General features: G+C 70.9%; 16 protein-coding genes, 2 tRNA genes and 1 other RNA gene. 8 read left to right on the top strand and 11 right to left on the bottom strand.

Annotated features, from left to right (window positions below):
* The first annotated feature begins 43 nt into the window (after window positions 1-43).
* The 3 genes from ACVW00_RS21755 to ACVW00_RS21745 all read left to right on the top strand — a co-directional run bounded on the left by ACVW00_RS21755 (window position 44) and on the right by ACVW00_RS21745 (window position 2,484).
* Complete coding sequence (locus tag ACVW00_RS21755; protein ID WP_457112978.1) at window positions 44-970, top strand: metallophosphoesterase; 927 nt, start codon at window positions 44-46, stop codon at window positions 968-970.
* A gap of 70 nt (window positions 971-1,040) precedes the next feature.
* Window positions 1,041-1,117: transfer RNA gene (locus ACVW00_RS21750), tRNA-Pro, on the top strand.
* Between the two features lie 380 nt (window positions 1,118-1,497).
* Window positions 1,498-2,484, top strand: a complete 987-nt coding sequence (locus ACVW00_RS21745) for a hypothetical protein (protein WP_457112977.1) — start codon at window positions 1,498-1,500, stop codon at window positions 2,482-2,484.
* A gap of 6 nt (window positions 2,485-2,490) precedes the next feature.
* On the opposite strand, the gene ACVW00_RS21740 is transcribed toward ACVW00_RS21745, so the two are convergent.
* The 6 genes from ACVW00_RS21740 to ACVW00_RS21715 form a co-directional block, all read right to left on the bottom strand.
* Complete coding sequence (locus ACVW00_RS21740) at window positions 2,491-3,531, bottom strand: aspartate-semialdehyde dehydrogenase (RefSeq protein WP_457112976.1); 1,041 nt, start codon at window positions 3,529-3,531, stop codon at window positions 2,491-2,493.
* A gap of 121 nt (window positions 3,532-3,652) precedes the next feature.
* Entirely contained in the window at window positions 3,653-4,945 is a 1,293-nt protein-coding gene (locus tag ACVW00_RS21735; RefSeq protein WP_457112975.1) for an aspartate kinase, read from the bottom strand.
* A gap of 70 nt (window positions 4,946-5,015) precedes the next feature.
* Window positions 5,016-5,594, bottom strand: a complete 579-nt coding sequence (locus ACVW00_RS21730; RefSeq protein WP_457112974.1) for a DUF5063 domain-containing protein — start codon at window positions 5,592-5,594, stop codon at window positions 5,016-5,018.
* A 24-nt stretch (window positions 5,595-5,618) separates the two neighbouring features.
* Window positions 5,619-6,218 (bottom strand): recombination mediator RecR, encoded by a 600-nt coding sequence (recR, locus tag ACVW00_RS21725; protein ID WP_457112973.1) that lies wholly within the window; start codon window positions 6,216-6,218, stop codon window positions 5,619-5,621.
* A complete protein-coding gene (locus ACVW00_RS21720; protein ID WP_457112972.1) occupies window positions 6,211-6,588 on the bottom strand; it encodes a YbaB/EbfC family nucleoid-associated protein in 378 nt (125 codons plus the stop codon). The genes recR and ACVW00_RS21720 overlap by 8 nt, the downstream gene beginning before the upstream one ends.
* An 8-nt stretch (window positions 6,589-6,596) precedes the next feature.
* Window positions 6,597-8,606 carry a DNA polymerase III subunit gamma and tau gene (locus tag ACVW00_RS21715; protein WP_457112971.1) on the bottom strand — a complete coding sequence of 670 codons (2,010 nt, stop codon included), beginning with the start codon at window positions 8,604-8,606 and terminating at the stop codon, window positions 6,597-6,599.
* Window positions 8,607-8,704: 98 nt separating this feature from the next.
* Here ACVW00_RS21715 and ACVW00_RS21710 point away from each other — a divergent pair, with 98 nt between their 5' ends.
* Complete coding sequence (locus ACVW00_RS21710) at window positions 8,705-10,465, top strand: metallophosphoesterase family protein (protein WP_457112970.1); 1,761 nt, start codon at window positions 8,705-8,707, stop codon at window positions 10,463-10,465.
* Window positions 10,466-10,617: 152 nt separating this feature from the next.
* Window positions 10,618-11,277, top strand: a complete 660-nt coding sequence (locus tag ACVW00_RS21705) for an acyl-CoA thioester hydrolase/BAAT C-terminal domain-containing protein (RefSeq protein WP_457112969.1) — start codon at window positions 10,618-10,620, stop codon at window positions 11,275-11,277.
* A gap of 19 nt (window positions 11,278-11,296) precedes the next feature.
* Here ACVW00_RS21705 and ACVW00_RS21700 read toward each other — a convergent pair whose 3' ends face one another.
* Window positions 11,297-12,250, bottom strand: a complete 954-nt coding sequence (locus ACVW00_RS21700) for a hypothetical protein (RefSeq protein ID WP_457112968.1) — start codon at window positions 12,248-12,250, stop codon at window positions 11,297-11,299.
* Between the two features lie 50 nt (window positions 12,251-12,300).
* Window positions 12,301-12,390, bottom strand: an RNA gene (ffs, locus tag ACVW00_RS21695) — signal recognition particle sRNA small type.
* Window positions 12,391-12,449: 59 nt separating this feature from the next.
* Here ffs and ACVW00_RS21690 point away from each other — a divergent pair.
* The 3 genes from ACVW00_RS21690 (at window position 12,450) to ACVW00_RS21680 (ending at window position 14,571) form a co-directional block, all read left to right on the top strand.
* Window positions 12,450-12,537 (top strand) — tRNA-Ser (locus ACVW00_RS21690).
* A 175-nt stretch (window positions 12,538-12,712) separates the two neighbouring features.
* Window positions 12,713-14,245: a hypothetical protein gene (locus tag ACVW00_RS21685; protein ID WP_457112967.1), complete on the top strand. Its 1,533-nt coding sequence runs from the start codon at window positions 12,713-12,715 to the stop codon at window positions 14,243-14,245.
* A gap of 53 nt (window positions 14,246-14,298) precedes the next feature.
* The gene (locus ACVW00_RS21680) at window positions 14,299-14,571 is read left to right on the top strand and encodes a transposase (protein WP_457112966.1); all 273 of its coding nucleotides are present in this window, start codon (window positions 14,299-14,301) and stop codon (window positions 14,569-14,571) included.
* Here ACVW00_RS21680 and ACVW00_RS21675 read toward each other — a convergent pair whose 3' ends face one another.
* The 3 genes from ACVW00_RS21675 to ACVW00_RS21665 all read right to left on the bottom strand — a co-directional run bounded on the left by ACVW00_RS21675 (window position 14,572) and on the right by ACVW00_RS21665 (window position 18,037).
* A complete protein-coding gene (locus tag ACVW00_RS21675; RefSeq protein WP_457112965.1) occupies window positions 14,572-15,003 on the bottom strand; it encodes an Lrp/AsnC family transcriptional regulator in 432 nt (143 codons plus the stop codon).
* A 125-nt stretch (window positions 15,004-15,128) separates the two neighbouring features.
* Window positions 15,129-16,865 carry an ABC transporter substrate-binding protein gene (locus ACVW00_RS21670; RefSeq protein ID WP_457112964.1) on the bottom strand — a complete coding sequence of 579 codons (1,737 nt, stop codon included), beginning with the start codon at window positions 16,863-16,865 and terminating at the stop codon, window positions 15,129-15,131.
* A 134-nt stretch (window positions 16,866-16,999) separates the two neighbouring features.
* Window positions 17,000-18,037, bottom strand: a complete 1,038-nt coding sequence (locus ACVW00_RS21665) for a DUF5937 family protein (protein WP_457112963.1) — start codon at window positions 18,035-18,037, stop codon at window positions 17,000-17,002.
* Window positions 18,038-18,057 lie beyond the last annotated feature (20 nt).

Here is an 18,057-nt window from a genome sequence, read left to right as displayed (position 1 = left end):
AGCGGCTCCCAGCACGGCGCGGGCCGTGTGGCAGCCTTGTCGCGTGGCACCCTCCCCGCTGGCACGACTGGTCGGCCTCGGCGCGCTCGCCGGCGCCGCTGGGCTCGGCTACGCGGCGGGGATCGAGGTCCGCAGCTTCACCCTGCGCCGTGTCGACGTGCCGGTGCTGCCCGCCGGCAGCAAGCCGATCAAGGTGCTCCACCTGAGCGACCTGCACCTGACGCCACACCAGGCGCACAAGCTGGCCTGGCTCGAGTCGCTCTCCCGGCTCGGACCGGACCTCGTGGTGAACACCGGCGACAACATCGCCCACCCCGACAGCGTCCGGCCGCTGGTCGCCGCCCTCGGACGCCTGCGCGACGTCCCGGGGGTGTTCGTCTTCGGGTCCAACGACTACTTCGCGCCGGCGCTGCGCAACCCCGTGCGCTACCTGCTGCCCGACGACGGCAGTCGCAACGTGCACACACCGCAGCTTCCCTGGAAGGACCTCCGCGCGGAGTTCGCCGACGCCGGCTGGACGGACCTGACCAACACCACCGCGAGGCTGGCCGTCGGCGACAGCCTCCTCGCGTTCGCCGGGGTCGACGACCCGCACCTGGGGTACGACGACCTCGCGGCTGTCGCAGGGCCAGCGCCCGCAGATGCCGACCTCAGGGTCGGGGTGACGCACGCGCCGTACCTGCGGGTGCTCGACCAGTTCGCCAGCGACGGCTACGACCTCACCTTCGGCGGCCACACCCACGGTGGCCAGCTGTGCCTGCCGGTCAAGGGAGCTCTGGTCACCAACTGCGACCTCGACACGGCGCGCGCCAAGGGTCTCCACCGGCATCCCGCGGACTCGCGGCCGGGCGATCCCGGGTCGTCGTGGCTGCACGTGTCCGCAGGGGCCGGCACGTCGCCGTACGCGCCGGTGCGGTTCTGCTGCCGTCCGGAGGCCACGCTGCTGACGCTCCTGCCGACCGCGTCCTGAGCCTGCGACGGACGCCGTCCGGAGCCCGGTTCGGAGCACCCCTCGGGCTCTAGTAGACTTCCCACGCCTTCGGGCTGTGGCGCAGTTTGGTAGCGCGCGTCGTTCGGGACGACGAGGCCGCAGGTTCAAATCCTGTCAGCCCGACCATGTGATGTCTCAGGACATCGGTGACACCCGGACCCACGGAGACGTGGGTCCGGGTGCTCGTGGTTTCGGGCCCGGTCTGCGCGCGGCGGCAGTGCCGTGGAGGCGGGTTGTAACGCCGATTCTCGCGCGCAGTAGTGGCAGAATCCGCGGCATGCCCCCAGAGTCGGACGTCCCCGGCAAAGAGCCGAAGCTCGAGCTGCCCAGCATCGGGTTCGGGCGGAAGAAGAAGCGCGGCAAGGCCACCCGTGAGGACGCGGCGGAGCAGCCGGGCGAGGGCGCCCCGGCGGCGGAGTCCGGACCCGGACCGGCTGGATCCTCGCCGGCACGCCCGGCGGCACCCAGGGCACCGGCTGCGCCTCCGGTGCCCGCCCGCACGACCGGTGCGGGACCGACCCCGCCGCGCCCTCCGGCTCGACCGCCGGCGCGCCCCCCGGCCCGCCCCAGCCCTGACCTCGACGCCACATCCGGCCACCCCGGCCGCGGCCGCCGCTCCGACCCCACCGAAGCCGGCGCCGGCGAAGCCCCCGACCCGGCCTGCGGAGCCGACGGTCGACGCGACCGAGGAGACGACCGCCGAGGAGACCGCCGCCGAGGCCACCGTCCAGCTGCCGGTCGACCTGAGCACGCCGGCGCCGGCCGCCGACACGCCGTCACCGGACGTGCAGGACGACACCACGACCGACCCGATCGAACGTGCCGGGGCCGCCCTCGACGCCCGCGCCGCGAGGAAGCCCAAGCGCGACAAGACCGCCGCCGAGGCACGCGGTCGCAGGCGGGAGCAGAAGCGCGACGCGAAGGAGCAGAAGCGTCAGGCCAAGCGCGCGCAGGAGGAGGAGCGCGAGGACCGGGCACTGGTCGCACCGGCCGAGGCGCTGGTCGCCCGGCTGCCCGCGATCAAGCCCGTCTACGCGGCGCTCCTCACCGGTGTGCTCACCGGGCTGTCGGCCGTCCTGCTCACCCTCGGTGCGAGCAAGGGCTGCGAGGCGGTCCGGGACACGTCGAGCTGCGGCGGTGGCGTCGGACTGCTCGCGGTGGTCGCGATCCTGGCGGTCGAGGTGCTGATCGGTGCGAACCTGCTGAAGGCCTGGCAGATCTCGGACCCCTTCAGCACCAGCTTCCTGGGCGTCGGCATGGTCGCGATCATCGCGATGCTGACGTTCCTGAGCCACCTCGACTCGCCCTGGATGCTGCTGGTGATCCCGCTGATGACCGCGGTCGCGTTCGCCTTCTCCTGGTGGGTGACCGTCCGCTTCGTCGACGAGCATCCGATGGCCAGCGAGGTCGACGCCGAGCGCGGTGAGCCGGCGTTCGCCGAGAAGCCGGCGACACCGGACGACGCCAGCGAGGACGACGCTCCGCGCAGCTGAGCGCGGTCAGAGCCGCGCGGCCACCAGCTCGGCGATCTGCACCGTGTTGAGGGCCGCTCCCTTGCGCAGGTTGTCGTTGCTGACGAAGAGCGCGAGGCCGCGGTTGTCGGGCACTCCGGGATCATGGCGGATCCGCCCCACGTACGACGGGTCGCGACCCGCCGCCTGCAGCGGGTTGGGGATCTCGGTCAGCTCCACACCCGGAGCGGCGGCGAGCAGCTCCCTGGCCCGGTCAGGGGTCATGCTGCGCGCGAACTCGGCGTTGATCGCCAGCGAGTGCCCGGTGAACACGGGGACGCGCACGCAGATGCCGGAGACGGCCAGGTCGGGGATGCCGAGGATCTTGCGCGACTCGTTGCGCAGCTTCTGCTCCTCGTCGGTCTCCTCCAGGCCGTCGTCGACCAGGTTGCCGGCGAAGGGCAGCACATTGTAGGCAATGGTCCGGCGGTAGATCGAGGGCTCGGGGAACGAGACCGCCTCGCCGTCGTAGGCGAGCTCACGGGCCTTGTCGCCCGCGGCCGCGATGCCGGTCGCAAGCTCCTCGACGCCGGCGACACCGGAGCCCGACACCGCCTGGTAGGTCGAGGCGATCAGGCGCACCAGGCCTGCTTCGTCGTGCAGCGGCTTGAGCACCGGCATTGCCGCCATCGTGGTGCAGTTCGGGTTGGCGATGATGCCGCGACGTGCGGCCACGACCGCGTCGATCGCCTCGGGGTTGACCTCGGAGACGACCAGCGGGATGGCGGGGTCCTTGCGGAAGGCCGACGAGTTGTCCACGACGATCACGCCGGCGTCCACGAACCGCGGGACCTGCGCACGCGACGTCGTGGCTCCGGCGGAGAACAGCGCGATGTCGAGCCCGTTCGGATCGGCCTCGGCGGCGTCCTCGACGACGACGTCGCGATCGCCGAAGGGCAGCACCTTGCCGGCCGAGCGAGCCGAGGCGAAGAACCGGACCTCGTCGAGCGGGAGACCGCGCTCGAGGAGGATCTGGCGCATCGCGACGCCGACCTGCCCGGTAGCGCCGACAACACCGATATTCACCATGACGTCTCCCGGCAGAGCTGGGGTCCCCGCGACGTTGTTCGCGGGGGAGCGAAGCGGAGGAGGGGAGAACGTCGTGGGGTGTGCTGTCCGGTGGCGCCGACGACGCCGATGCGGAGGCCGCTCATCGCCCGGTCCCGCCGTAGACCACGGCCTCGACCTCGTCGGAGCCGAGGTCGAACGCGTCGTGCGCGGCGCGCACGGCGTCCTGCACCTGGGTCTCGGCGACGACCACGGACACCCGGATCTCCGAGGTCGAGATCATCTCGATGTTCACGCCGGCGTCCGACAGCGCCTCGAAGAAGCGCGCCGAGATGCCCGGCGACGTGCTCATGCCGGCGCCCACGATGGACACCTTGCCGACGCTGTCGTCGTACTGGAGGCTCTCGAAGCCGATCGACTCCTGCAGGCGGGCCAGGGCGGTCATCGCCGTCTGGCCCTCCCCACGCGGGAGGGTGAACGAGACGTCGGTGAGGTTCGTCGCGGCCGCGGAGACGTTCTGCACGATCATGTCGATGTTGATCTGCGCGTCCGCGATCGCCCGGAAGATCGCCGCGGCCTCGCCGGGCTTGTCCGGTACGCCGACGACGGTGATCTTCGCCTGGCTCCGGTCGTGAGCGACACCGGTGATGATGGCAGCTTCCATGGCGGTCTCCCCGTGGGTGTTGGGCGCGACGACGTCCTCGGCCTTGACGACCCAGGTGCCCTCCTTCTCGGAGAAGGACGAGCGGACGTGGATGGGCATCCCGTAGCGGCGGGCGTACTCGACGCAGCGCAGGTGCAGGATCTTGGCGCCCTGCGCCGCCATCTCGAGGGTCTCCTCGTAGGAGATGCGCGGGACCTTGCGGGCGCGTGGCTCGATGCGGGGGTCGGCGGTGAAGATGCCGTCGACGTCGGAGTAGATCTCGCAGACGTCGGCCTGCAGGGCGACCGCGAGAGCCACCGCAGTCGTGTCGGATCCGCCGCGCCCGAGGGTGGTGATGTCCTTGGTCGTCTGGGAGACGCCCTGGAATCCGGCGACGATGGCGATCGCGTCCTCGTCGATCGCCGCCTGGATCCGGCCGGGCGTGACGTCGATGATCTTCGCCCTGCCGTGCTCGGAGTCGGTGATCACCCCGGCCTGCGACCCGGTGAACGAGCGCGCCTGGTGGCCGAGGTTCTGGATCGCCATCGCGAGAACCGCCATCGAGATCCGCTCCCCGGCGGTGAGAAGCATGTCGAGCTCGCGGGCCGGCGGGAGCGGCGAGACCTGGTTGGCCAGGTCGATCAGCTCGTCGGTGGTGTCGCCCATGGCCGAGACGACGACGACGACGCTGTTGCCCGCCTTCTTCGTCTCCACGATGCGGCGGGCGACGCGCTTGATGCTCTCGGCGTCGGCGACCGAGGAGCCGCCGTACTTCTGCACGACAATGCCCACGGCTCGCCTCCTGGTCGCTACTCGGGGTCGCCCTGTGGGGACGTCCGCACCAGCGAGATTCTACCGACTCCTACAGGCCGTCCCCGGCGACGTCCAGCACGGACTCCGCCTCCTCGACCAGCTCCGACTCGCCCTCGATGTCGAGGTCGAGCCGCGAGTGGGCGACGATCGAGTGGAGGGCAGTGAGGACACCGCACGCGTTGTTGCCCCACGAGGCGAGGTAGGAGAACTGCCACCACCACAGCGCCTCCTCGACGTTGCCCGTCCGGAAGTGCCGCAGCCCGTTGGCGACGTCGGTGGCGATCAGGGTCAGGTCGTCGGAGATCTGGGCGGGAACGGTGTCGGGGTCGTACGGCTCGATGTTGTGGGCATAGGTGTCCAGCTCACCGAGCTTGTCGGCCAGGCGGAGGCGCATCGCGTCGAGGTCGGGGTCGGGCCCGACGTCGGGCTGGTACTGGGTCTCCGGCTGGAAGTCGCGCTGCGCGCCCAGCCGCGCGCCGGCGAGCAGCAGCTGGCTCACCTCGAGCAGCAGCAGGGGCACGGCCGCCCCGCCGTCGTCCTCGCTGGAGATCGCCTGCAGGCCGAGCAGGAACGCCTCGCAGGCGTCCGCGATCTGCTGGCCGAAGTCCTCGAGCTCACTGTCGGTCATCGGCTTCCCACTCTCCCGCCCCAGTCATTCACCAGCACTGCGCCGTCCGGCGAATGCTCTCCCCAGGGTGACCTCGTCGGCGTACTCGAGATCACCGCCTACCGGTAGTCCACTCGCCAAACGCGTCACCTGCAAGCCCATGGGCCGCAACATGCGCGTGAGGTACGCCGCAGTGGCGTCGCCCTCGATGTTCGGATCGGTGGCCAGGATGATCTCGGTGACGGTGCCGTCCTCGAGCCGGGCGATCAGCTCGCGGATGCGCAGCTGCTCCGGTCCGATGCCCTCGAGCGGCGAGATCGCGCCGCCGAGCACGTGGTAGCGGCCGCGGAACTCGCGGGTGCGCTCGATGGCCACGACGTCCTTGGACTCCTCGACCACGCAGATCTGTGAGGGGTCGCGGCGCGTGTCGCGGCAGATGCGGCACTGCTCCTCCTCGGCGACGTTGCCGCACACCGAGCAGAAGCGTGCCTTGGCCTTGACCTCGAGGAGCACCTCGGCGAGACGGCGTACGTCGACCGGGTCGGCGGCGAGCAGGTGGAACGCGATCCGCTGGGCTCCCTTCGGCCCCACCCCCGGCAGCGTGCCGAGCTCGTCGATGAGGTCCTGGACGACACCCTCATACACCGGGTGAGCCGCCCGTCAGTCCTCCGAAGCCGCCGCCGAGGTCGCCGCCGAGACCGCCGGCGAGCGGGCCGAGCGCCTGGGCGGCCAGCCCGTCGGCCTTCGCCTTGGCGTCCCGGAAGGCCGCGACCACCAGGTCGCCGAGATCGGCGAGGGACTCCTCGTCGTTGGCGTCGAACGTGCCCGTGGGCAGCCGTACGCCGACCAGCTCACCGGTGCCGGACACGACCGCGGTCACGCCGCCGGCGCGGCCCTCGACCGTCTGCGCGGCCAGCTCGGCCTGGGCGCTGACCAGCTGGGCCTGCATCTGCTGCGCCTGCTCGAGCATGGCGCCGAGGTCGAATCCACCCATCGGGCTCGGGTCGTCGGTCATGGCCTCTCCTACTCGTGGGGGATCTCGTCGATCACGGTGGCACCGAGCTCGCGCTGGAGCAGCTCGGCCCCGCCGATCCCGGAGTCGTCCGCGTCGGGGTCGTCGCGGTCGACCTCGGCGTCGCGGTCGTCGGTGGGCCTCGCGGGTCGCTCGCCCGTGCGGGTGGGCGCGATGTTGCTGCGCACGGACGCGATCGCCTCGGGCTGTCCGGCCGGGCGCGCGGCGGGCGCGGGCGCAGCGGTCGGCTCGACCGGCTCGGGCGCCGAGCTCTCGACGGCCGGCTTGGTGACCCGGGGCGCGATGCCGGCTCCGGGATCGGCGGACGGGTCGACGATCGCCTCGACCTTCCAGTCGACCCCGATGACGTCGATCGCGGCCTGGCGCAGGATCTCCTCGCTGCCGCCGCCGATGAACGAGTCGCGGGCGCCGGCGTTCTTGAACCCGACGGTGAGCACGTTGGCCTCGAGGGCGACCACCTGGGCGTTCTGGCTGAGCAGGATCCAGGTGTAGCGGCGCATCTCGCGCACCTTCTCGAGCAGGTCGGGCCAGATCCGGCGGACGTCGACCAGGCCGAGCGTCGTCGTCGCGGGTGTCGCCGGTGCGGGGGGCGGCTCCGGCCGGGTCTGCTGCGCAACCTCCGCGGGCGCGGGGGCAGCCTGCGGTTGGGTCTGCGGGGGCGGCACGGGATCTCGAGACGGTTGCTGCGCAACCTCCTCGACCACCGGAGGCCGTGCGGGTGCGGGGGCAGCCTCGGGCTGGGTCTGGTCCGACGACCCCTCGTTTCGAGACGGTTGCTGCGGGTCTCGGGACGGTTGCTGCGCAACCTCCTCAACCACCGTTGCCGGGGGTGCCATCGCCATCCGCCGCTCCAGGCGGTCCATCCGGGCCGCGAGCCCGTCGGTGCCGTGGTCGGCGGCGGGCAGCAGCACCCGGGCGCAGATCAGCTCCAGGAGCAGGCGCGGCGTGGTGGCTCCCCGCATCTCGGTGAGGCCGGCCGCCACGCAGTCCGCGGCGCGCACGAGCTCAGCCTTGCCGAACCGCGCGGCCTGCGCCACGAGCCGCTCGGCCTGGTCCTGTGGGGCGTCGATGAGTCCGGTCGCCGGCGCATCCGGCACCGCGGCCACGATCACCAGGTCGCGGAGCCGGCGCAGGAGGTCCTCGGTGAACCGGCGCGGGTCCTGACCGGTCTCGATGACCTTGTCGACGACCGAGAACACCGTCGCCCCGTCGGCGGCGGCGATGGCGTCGACGACCTCGTCGAGGAGCGTGTCGGGCGTGTAGCCGAGGAGGCCGGCGGCGACGGCGTACGTGACGCCCTGCGGGCCGACCCCGCCGAGCAGCTGGTCGAGCACGGACAGGGAGTCCCTCGCCGAGCCGGCTCCGGCACGGACCACGAGCGGCAGCGCTGCCGGCTCGATGCTGACGCCCTCCGCCTCGCAGATCTGGGCGAGGTAGTCCGACAGCACGCGCGGCGGGATCAACCGGAACGGGTAGTGGTGCGTGCGGGACCGGATGGTCGCGATGACCTTCTCCGGCTCGGTGGTGGCGAAGATGAACTTCAGGTGCTCGGGAGGCTCCTCGACCAGCTTGAGCAGCGCGTTGAAGCCCTGCGAGGAGACCATGTGGGCCTCGTCGATGATGTAGATCTTGTAGCGGCTGGCGACCGGGGCGAAGAACGCCCGCTCCCGCAGGTCGCGCGCGTCGTCGACACCGCCGTGGCTGGCCGCGTCGATCTCGATCACGTCGAGCGAACCCGGCCCGCCGCGGGCCAGGTCGCGGCACGACTGGCACTCGCCGCACGGGTCGGCGATGGGAGCCTTCTCGCAGTTGAGCGCGCGGGCGAGGATGCGGGCGCTGGTGGTCTTGCCGCAGCCGCGGGGACCGGAGAACAGGTAGGCGTGGTTGACCCGGTTGTTGGCCAGCGCTGCCCGGAGCGGCTCGGTGACGTGGTCCTGCCCGATCACCTCGGCGAAGGTCTCCGGCCGGTAGCGGCGGTACAGGGCAAGGGTGTGCTCCACACGTGAACACTAGCCAGCGCCGGGGACATCCGGGCGGGCGCACGGGATCCGGTCGGGAACCGCCCGTGCCCTCGGACCCGGCCGGTAGCCTCGGAGCGATGGACACCCGCAGTCGACCGCCTCGAGCGAACGTCGCGGCGCGGGGTCGTCGGCTCGTGTCGATGGTGGACTCGCGCCACCGCCGGGCGGTGGTCGCGTTCCTGCTCTGCGTCCTGGCAGCTGCGGTCGTCGCAGCGCCGGTGACCATCGAGCGGGCCATCGAAGGCGTCCGGTTCCGCGACGCGGTGGGCACGTTCCCGGTCGAGGTGAGCCTGTGCCACGACGGGCGGTCGACGCTCGACACCGGAGTCCTCGGCAGGGTGTTCTGGGACCAGACCGGCGCGCTCGGCTTCGGTGCCTACGCCCGGGCGACCGGTCCGCCCGAGGCCGGCGGCACGCTCGCGTCGTACGTCGATCCGGCGTTCTTCCAGGCCAACGTCGCCTTCATCCGTGACCCGGACACCGTCGTCGCGGCGTACTCCGACCAGATGCGGGACTCGCTGCGCCGGCAGATCCTGCGCGAGGAGCTCGTCGCCGGCCTGATCGGCGGCACGGTGCTCTTCCTCGTGGTTCCGCGACGCCGCCTCCGGGGTGTCCGCCGCGCGCACGCGGCGGTGGCGGGGTTCCTCGTCGTCGATGCGGCACTGGGACTCTCCGCCCTCGGAGCACTGCAGATGTTCCGCGACTGGGACTGCAGCAAGGCGACGGGCGCGACCTACGCGGCCCACGACATGAGCAATCCGACCTTCAGCAGCCCGCAGCTGAGCGAGATCGTCTCGCAGGTGCGGCCGTTCATCGACAAGAACACCCGTCGCCTCGACGCCGCGGCCGAGCAGTACGAGCAGACCGCCGCTGCCAGCCTCGCCACGGTCGTCCCGCAGCACGCCGGAGCCCTCGCACCGCGGGACGGCGAGAAGGTCGTGCTCGGCGAGGCCGACACCCAGGGCAGCTTCGTCGGCGTGAACGTCCGCACGACCTTGTACGCCGACCTCGTCGACGCACTCGGCAACGACGCGATCGCCCTGCGGACCATCGCCGGCGACGTGACCTCGAACGGCACCGTCGCCGAGCGGTCCTACGTCAAGGCGGAGGCCAAGGTGGCCCCGGACGTGCCGGTCGCCGCCGTGGGCGGGGACCACGACTCGGAGAACACGTGGAAGCAGATGAAGGGCGCCGGGATCGCCGTACCTGACCTGACGACCGCGACCGTCGGCGGGCTGTCTGTGACCGGCGCCAACGATCGCGAGCACAAGACCCTCTTCGGCGGCGAGGTCACCAACCCGTCCGGCGTCAGCGAGGAGGAGCTCGGCCAGAAGCTGCGCGGGAAGGCGGGCAGCACGGCCGGCATCGTCGTGATGCACCAGCCGTCCGCACTCGTCGGGTACCTCGGGCTCGACTCGCTGAGCCCGTTGCGCGACCGTCCGGACAGCGCCTCGCTGACCACGCCGTACGACGACGGCATCGCGGACCTGCCACCGGGCATCGTCGACGTCGGGCACCTCCACGAGCCCGACGGACCCTGGGTCGTGTGGAACACCGACGGCCCCGCGGTCACCTGGACGGTCGTCGACCAGCTCGGCACCGCCGGGGGCGTCGAGAACGCGCCGACGTTCAGCCGGTTCAGCACGCCGGTGTCGGCACCGCTGAAGCCGGTGATGGTGCGGCTCCAGTACGTCAACACCGAGACCGGCCTGCAGACCGGCTACGTCACCGTCGAGTGCGGCCTCGACGCCACCTGCACGATCTCGGACCGGACCGACGTGGGCCTCCCCGGCGGGCGGCCGGGTACACGCGACACGGGCCTGCCAGGCACGCCGTGATCGCGGACTCCGACCTGCACTGGGCACGACCCGCCGACGCCACCGGCACCGGCGCGCTGGTCGTCGCGGGCTCCAGCGGCGCCTCGACGTCAGCCGCGCACAGATGCTCGCCTCGCAGGGCGTGACGGCGCTCGCGCTGCGCTGGTTCGGCGGTGAGGGTCAGCGCAGCGTGCCGTGCGAGATCCCGTGAGACGTTCACCGAGGCTCTGGACCTGCTTGCCGCCCGGTGCGACCGGATCGTGCTGATCGGTCTGTCCTACGGCGCGGAGGCAGCGCTCTTGACCGCGACCCTCGATGACCGCGTCGACGCGGTCGTCGCACTGGCTCCCACCGACGTCGTCTGGGAGGGACAGCACCAGCACCACGAAGATCCCCGGCGCAGCAAGTGGACCCACCGCGGCGCACCGTTGCCGTTCGTGCCGCTCGACCGCGACTGGGAGCCGGGGCCCGGTGCCCCGGCGTACGTCGAGCTCTACGAGCACAGCCGCGCCCTGGCCGGACCCGGCGCCGTGGAGGAGGCGACCATCGCCGTCGAGCGGTTCGGCGGAGACCTGGTCCTCGTCGTGGGCGGCGACGACCGCGTGTGGCCGAGCGGCCGGGCGGCACGGAACATCACGGCTCGCCGCGCACGCCACGGTCTGGAGACCGTCGTCGTCGAGGACCCGCTCGCCGGACACCCGGTCGTGCTGCCCGGCGAGCCACCGGGGAACCCGGCGCGGCCCTACCAGGTCGGCGGCGACGCGGATGCACCGCAGCGCCTGGGCGCATCGGCGTGGCCGGCTGTCCGGCGAGTGCTGCGGCTCGCAACCTGACCGGCGAGGGCGACCAGGCTCAGTACTGGTGGAACCACGTCGCCAGGTCGTCCACGGCGCCCGGGCACGTGATGTCGCGGTCACGGCCGTCCTCGATCCACTGGCCGAGGACAGCCGGGCCACCCTGGAACGACCAGTCCGCGCCGCAGCGGCTCAGCGCCTCGGCCTGGCCGCGCGATCCGGCTGGCCGCCACTCAGGTGCACCGAACCTCAGGCCACCGACGGTGCGGCTCCACAACGACGCGAGCGAGTAGAACCCGATCCGGTAGCCGCCGTCCTGGTAGCCACGAGCCACCCCCTCGACGACGGCGCCGTTCGCCTGCAGGTCAGGGCTCCAGTCGAAGCCGACCACCGGCTCGACGTCGATCCAGACCACCGGCGTCTGCAGGCCGGCGCGGCGCATCGTGGCGATGTTGTACAGCGCCGCCTGGTAGCCGACGTTGCGCAAGGCGCCGATCCTGGTGTCACCCGGGTACGGCCCCTGGTCGCCGAGGTCTGCCAGCGTGCGGCGGTCCGGATAGCTCACCACGGAATACGCCGCGACCATCAGGTGCCGGTCCTTCACCCACTGCAGCTGGCTCTCGAGGCAGGGGTTCGCGACGAACGACGGGCCGTTCGTGAGGCCGAGGACGACGAATTCGGCGGCGTCGGTCGGCATCGGCCGGCCTTCGGTGCGCTTCTCGGGGATGCCCAAGCCCTTCGGGCACTGCGGCCAGCTGGCATCCGCACCGAAGGCCTGGCCCACCTTCGCGAGCTTCGGGGCGGCCTTCGTGTGCCTCTGCTTCGGTGTCCGGCTGAGCGTGGGCAGGGACGGCACGAGCTCGCCGTTCGCGTCGGCGGTTGCGAGTGGGTCGGATGGGGTCACGGCGCTCGTCGGCTGGTGCGGCCCGTCGGCGGCCTGCTCGCCGCAGCCGCCGACGACGCACAGCACGAGGACGAGCAGGGCCGCGCCTCCCCCACGAGTCAGCCCCATGCGGCGATCGTAGGTCGGCCCGCTCGGTGGCGAACGGCGTACGGGAACGAAAAGGCCCCCCATGCACCCGGAAGAGCCCACCTGCCCTTGCTGCCTTCCGGCCCTGGGGGATTCAGTGAGATACCGCCGCACGGGGGGTTGGCCCGAGTCTACGGATCCGATTTCGCCCGGGCGAATCGGGGCGGGTAACCTTCGCGGCGGAGGATTCGCCTAGTGGCCTATGGCGCTCGCTTGGAAAGCGGGTTGGGTGCAAGCCCTCAGGGGTTCGAATCCCCTATCCTCCGCCAGGTCGTCATCGCTGATCCGGACTGCGGATCCGCCCGTGCGCGCTGCGGAATCCGCTCGGTTCCGCTGGTGCGCCGCCGATACCGCGGTATCCGGCTCTCGGCCCTTCCTTCGGTCTGTCTCGACGCGGCACGCTCTGCCGGCCAGCTGAACTTCGAGACTGACCGGAGACGTTCCATGCGCAAGATCGCCCTGGTGGCCGCTGCCGCCCTCGTCCCCCTGATCCCGGCCGCGCCGGCGTACGCGGCCGACCACGTGATCTGCGTGAACAATCCCGTCGGCGTCACCTGTGACCAGAGCTTCGCTCTGCTCGGGCCGGCCGTCACCGCCGCGGACGGGAACGGCCTCGACGACACGATCGTCCTCGCACCTGGGACCTACAGCGACGGGCCCTACAACCTGAAGGAAATCGGTCACCACGAGACCCTCACCGGCTCGGGCCAGGGCACGACCTTCATCACGCTGCCCGCGGGCCCCGTCCAGCGCTACCTCGCGGTGGCGGGCGCCACCGTCAGTGACCTCACCGTTCAGATGAATTGGACGATGTCGCAGAGCGACGAGGGCATAGGCGCGACCGACTCGACGCTCAGTGATGTGACCGTCGACGGCGTAGACACTGACTCTGCCACTGGCGTGCTGTTGGTTGGGTCGTCCCTCACCGACTCGACCGTGGCGATGACCCGCGCCGCTGCCGCGAACACGCAAGGGATCTTCCAGAACGGCAACGGCACGGTCACCGACACCGCGATCACCGCAAGCATTGCTTACACCCACTCGATCCCGGACACCACGGCGACGCTCTCCCGCCTACTGGTTCGCGGCTCCTCCGGCGGGATCTGGACGACCGCAGGATCTGTGATTGTCGACGACACGCTGATCGACCTCGGGACATCGCCGGAGGGCACCGGGCTGGCAGCCTTCAACGACAATTACTCCAGCAGTCCGAAGTCGATCACCGCCGACCACGTCACGATCATCGGCGGCGGCAACTTCTCGGTGGGCGTCGCCGCCTACGCACGGGCTCCGGGCGCGCTCCAGCAGGCGTCGGTCCAGCTGACCAACTCCATCGTGGCAGGCCCCAAGACCTCGTTCGACGTCCAGGCGACCAACGACGGTCTCCAGGGCGCGAACAGCACCGCCTCGATCACCACGTCGTACTCGGACTGGTCGACCCAGAGCGTGAGCTCGGGACCGAACGGCGCGGCCACCCTGACCAATGGTGCCGGCCACCTCGCGGTCGACCCCGGGTTCCGCAACGCAGCTGGCGGGGACTACGGACTGGCCGAATCGTCACCGGTCATCGACAAGGGTGCGCCAGGGAGTGGTGGTCCGGCGCTCGACCTGAGCAAGAGCGCGCGCATCCTCGACGGCAACGGCGACGGCGTCGCGGTGCGGGACATGGGTGCCTACGAGGCACCGACCAAGGTCATGGTGCCGGGCACCGTGACACCCGACACCACCGCACCTGACACGGCGCTCTCTGCGCACCCGAAGAAGCGCATCACCAAGCGCCGAGCGGTCTTCGGGTTCACCTCGAACCAGTCGCAGGTGACGTTCCAGTGCCGACTGGACAAGAAGGCCTGGGCCTCCTGCACGTCGCCGAGGTCCTACCGCGTCACCCGCGGCTGGCACGTCTTCAAGGTCCGCGCCCGCGACGCCGCCGGCAACCTCGACCCGACACCAGCCTCGTGGCGATTCAAGCGCGTCTGATGCCGGGCACCGAGCCGGCGACAACCACTGATCACCGAACCGGAGGGCAACGCATGGAACGCCACACGGCAGAAGCGATCGCTGCGGCACTCCGTGACGGCGAGCGGATGGAGCGCGCGGGCCGGACCGTCGCAGAAGTGGCAGGCGTGCTCGGTATCTCGCCCAGCACCTACCGGTCGTGGCGGCGACGCTTCGGCCAGTCGCACGACGGCGACGTGGCCCGGATCAAGAGCCTGGAACGCGAGAACGCGTCGCTGCGCCGGATCCTCATCGACAAGGAGCTGGAGAACGAGGCGTTGCGGGAGCTCTCCCGCGGCGTCTGGTGATCAGACGACCCGCAGGATGAGCCTGGTCTGCGTGTCGCGGACGCCCCCGTTCTCCTTCATCTCCGTGATGAGCTCGTCGAGCTGGGTGGGGTCGTCGCAGGCAGCGCGAAGCAGGTAGTCCGCGGGGCCGGTCAGGTGGACCGTCTCGACCACGCCCGGGTGGGCGCGCACGAGCCGCTCGAACTGGGCCGCGTGGTCGGGAGAACGAAGGCGTACGTCGAGGAACGCGTGCAGGCGCTTGTCGATGCGTCCCGGGTCGACGTGTGCGTGGAACCCGGTGATGACGCCGCGGGCGAGGAGACTGCGCACCCGGTCACGGGCGGCGTTCGAGCTCAGGTTGACCCGCTCACCCAGCTCGCGAAAGCTCAGCCGGGCGTCCTGGCGGAGACATTCCACGATCGCGGCGTCGGTGTTGTCGAGCGCTCCGGCCATGGGCGTCATTATCGCTGCAGCCCGCCCGGATCTCAGGACTTCCGTCCGCGGCGTCGCCAGGCCTACCTCGACCGGGTGGGCGGCTCGCGCCGCCCACCCGGTCACCCCTCTCGGTTCACTCGGCGTTACTTCACCCCGATCGGGCCCAGGTCCGGATAGCCGTTGGAAGCGGCCGTGTTCACGAAGCCCTTCACCCCGGATCCGTGGACGAAGTAGAAGACCGCGGTGTCGATGGGGATGTAGGCGACATCCTTGGCGAGCACCTTGTCGGCATCCTGGAGGACCTGTGTCTGCTCGTCGAGGTCGGTCGCGGCCTGTGCCTGGTCGACGAGCGCGTTGAACTCGTCGCTCTTGTAGGCCCCGTAGTCCTGGCCGTTGGAGTTCTTGGTCAGGTTCGGGCGGCTGTCGAAGAGCGGGGCGGTCACCGTGATCGCGGACGGCCAGTCGGCACCCCAGCCGGCCCACACGATGTCCGCGTCCTGACCCGGGTTCTGGATGTCGGTGTAGTAGGTGTCCTGGTTGGCGATCCCCTTCAGGGTGACCTTGAAGCCGCCCTTCTCCCAGCCTTCCTTGAGCGCCGAGGCCTGCTTGTCCGCAGTCGGGGTGCTTGGGTAGGTGAAGGTGATGGCGTACGGCGTCTGCACGCCGGCCTGCTGGAGCAGCTGCTTGGACTTGTCCGCGTCACCGGAGCCGCCCGGGAACAGGCCCTTCTGGTAGCCCTTCACCGCCGGGTTCACGATGTCTGTGGCCTCGGTGAAGGCCTTGTCACCTCCGCCCGCCGAGACCCAGGCGGTGTCGTCGGTCGACGCCGCCAGGGCCTGCCGGACCTGGAGGTTCGTCAGCCGCTTGAAGTTGAGCGTCAGGTAGTCGGTGTACGGCGAGGTCACCGTGACCGACCGGTCGGCGATGTTGCCGGTGATCTGGCTGTAGTACGACGGCGGGATCCGCGCCTCGGTGACAGCCGTCCTGTCCGCCCCGCTGTCCGCGATCAGCTGGTCGGTGATCTGCTCGCTGGTCTTGCCGATGTCGAAGACGATCTTCTCCGGCAGGGCCCGGCGTACCTTCGTCGAGTCCGTCGAGGGGTCGTAGCTGGCGTTGCGCACGAAGGTGCCGCCCTTGTTCTTGTCCCAGGTCCCGGACAGCTCGTACGGGCCGCTGGAGAAGACCGAGTAGTTCGACTTCTCGCCCTGGTCCTGGTCCTGGCGGTACGGGTCCATCATGTGCAGCGACGCGACCGCGAGCGGGAAGTCCGCCCACGGCTTCTTGAAGTTGTAGGTGATCGTGCTGCCGTCGCAGGTGATGGCCTTGTCGAAGGCTGCCTTCCCCTCGGGCGTGCTGTTGTAGGGCCCGGTGTAGCTCGGCAGGTCGGACTTCGGGTCGGCCGGGACGTCCAGGTAGGTCAGCAGGTAGTTCGGACCACCGGTGATCACGTCGGTCGCGAACACGCGAGACGCGCCGTACTTGAAGTCCGCACACGTGATCGGCTTGCCGTCCTGCCACTTCACGCCGTCCTTCACGGTGAACTTCCAGACCTTGCCTCCCTCGGAAGAAGTGCCCGTGTCGGTCGCGAGGTCGGGAACGGGCGTGGTCGACTCCTGCACGTCCTCGGAGATCGGGAACGTGACCAGGCTGCGGTAGACCGTGCGGCTCCAGTTGGTGATGTCGCGTCCGTTGTAGGTGCGCTGGGGGTCTGTGTGGTCGACGGCCGAGCGGATGTAGTAGGTCAGCGTCCCGCCTCTGGACCCGGCGGCGCCGCCGGAGCTGCTGCTCGGTCCGCCACCTCCGCCTCCGCACGCGGCGAGTGCGACCGACATCGACGCCGCGGCCACGACCGCCAGCGCCTTTCGTTGACCGTGGGCCATGGGTCTCCTCCAGTTGTGATCACGCCGGGCGAAGTCGCGCGCGGCAGTGCCGCCCATGCTGGGCGCGCTGCACCGACGTCCCCAACGATTCGGGCTCGCCCGAATGCACGGCCCGAATCGTTACCAAGAGCCGACTAGCGCAGCTCCGCGGCGGACTGCCGGTGGTCGCTGGACGCGATGATCGACGAAGCCAGTGCGGTCCGGCGGTAGAGCACGCTCCGTCCCGAGCGCCAGGAGCTGAGGAGCCCGTTGCGCTTGAGCACCGTCAGGTGCTGGTTGACCGTGCCCGGGCTCTGGCCGAGCTCTCGCGCGAGCTGGGTGGTCGTCATCGGGATGTCGAGTCGGCGCAGGATCGCAGCCCGGTTGCGTCCGAGCAGCGCGCCGAGGTCGTTGTCCACGGCATCGCCGGCGGGCATGCCCTCCCAGACCTTGCCGACGCCTCGCGCTGCGTAGGTGAGCGTGAAGGTGTTCTCGCCGTCCTCGACGACGATCAGTCCGGGCCAGAGGAACACCGACGGGACGAGCGTGATCTGGTCCCCGGTGTACACGCCGCTCGCGTGGTGCGGCTTGTCCACCCGGATGAGCCGGTCGACCCGGCTGACCTCGGGATGCAGGTCGTCGAAGACCGTGAGGATGCCCTGGGAGAGGGCGCGGCCGCCGTGGTAGGAGACGTCGTCGTCGAGGACCGCGCGGATGCGCGACCAGTACGGCGCCACGGCCGCCTCCCAGTAGTCCCAGACGGCGTCGGCGATGACTGCGCCGGGTCGCTCGTCGGCCAGCAGGCGCACGAGCACCTCGGGCATGTCGTCCGTGCGCCAGCCCTGCTCCATGTCTCTGCGGATCTGCGCGGCCGGAAGCGCCGCCAGCAGGTCCAGCTGGTGCTCGATGGTGACCGTGGGCTCGGCCGACCAGGGGAACAGGAAGTCAGGTGCCCAGGGACCCGCCGGTGAGACTGCGCGGAGCAGCTCGAGGTCGACCGATCCGAGCTGGCCGGCGACGTCGGAGAGCCATGGCTGCATCACGAACCCGGGCGACGGGGTGGCGAGCAGGCGCAGGCTCGAGGCAGCCTCGCCCAGTGGTGAGTAGCCGAAGCGGGTGTTGCCGAGTGCCTCGACGCTCAGCTCGAAGTCGATCACGCCGTGCCGCTCCCTCCGAGCGCCACGAACGGTCATGGCGTCCGTGACCAGTCTGC

It is taken from the genome of Marmoricola sp. URHA0025 HA25 (assembly GCF_054059435.1).
The sequence above is the reverse complement of the archived record's forward strand: the minus strand, read 5'-3'. Positions and strand labels throughout refer to the sequence as shown.

Excerpts from the sequence above, each read along its gene's own strand:
- ACVW00_RS21710 (WP_457112970.1), top strand. The coding sequence starts at position 8,705 with ATGGACACCCGCAGTCGACCGCCTCGAGCGAACGTCGCGGCGCGGGGT.
- ACVW00_RS21680 (WP_457112966.1), top strand. The coding sequence starts at position 14,299 with ATGGAACGCCACACGGCAGAAGCGATCGCTGCGGCACTCCGTGACGGC.
- ACVW00_RS21675 (WP_457112965.1), bottom strand. The coding sequence starts at position 15,003 with ATGGCCGGAGCGCTCGACAACACCGACGCCGCGATCGTGGAATGTCTC.
- ACVW00_RS21670 (WP_457112964.1), bottom strand. The coding sequence starts at position 16,865 with ATGGCCCACGGTCAACGAAAGGCGCTGGCGGTCGTGGCCGCGGCGTCG.
- ACVW00_RS21685 (WP_457112967.1), top strand. The coding sequence starts at position 12,713 with ATGCGCAAGATCGCCCTGGTGGCCGCTGCCGCCCTCGTCCCCCTGATC.
- ACVW00_RS21740 (WP_457112976.1), bottom strand. The coding sequence starts at position 3,531 with ATGGTGAATATCGGTGTTGTCGGCGCTACCGGGCAGGTCGGCGTCGCG.
- ACVW00_RS21720 (WP_457112972.1), bottom strand. The coding sequence starts at position 6,588 with ATGACCGACGACCCGAGCCCGATGGGTGGATTCGACCTCGGCGCCATG.
- ACVW00_RS21700 (WP_457112968.1), bottom strand. The coding sequence starts at position 12,250 with ATGGGGCTGACTCGTGGGGGAGGCGCGGCCCTGCTCGTCCTCGTGCTG.
- ACVW00_RS21665 (WP_457112963.1), bottom strand. The coding sequence starts at position 18,037 with ATGACCGTTCGTGGCGCTCGGAGGGAGCGGCACGGCGTGATCGACTTC.
- ACVW00_RS21730 (WP_457112974.1), bottom strand. The coding sequence starts at position 5,594 with ATGACCGACAGTGAGCTCGAGGACTTCGGCCAGCAGATCGCGGACGCC.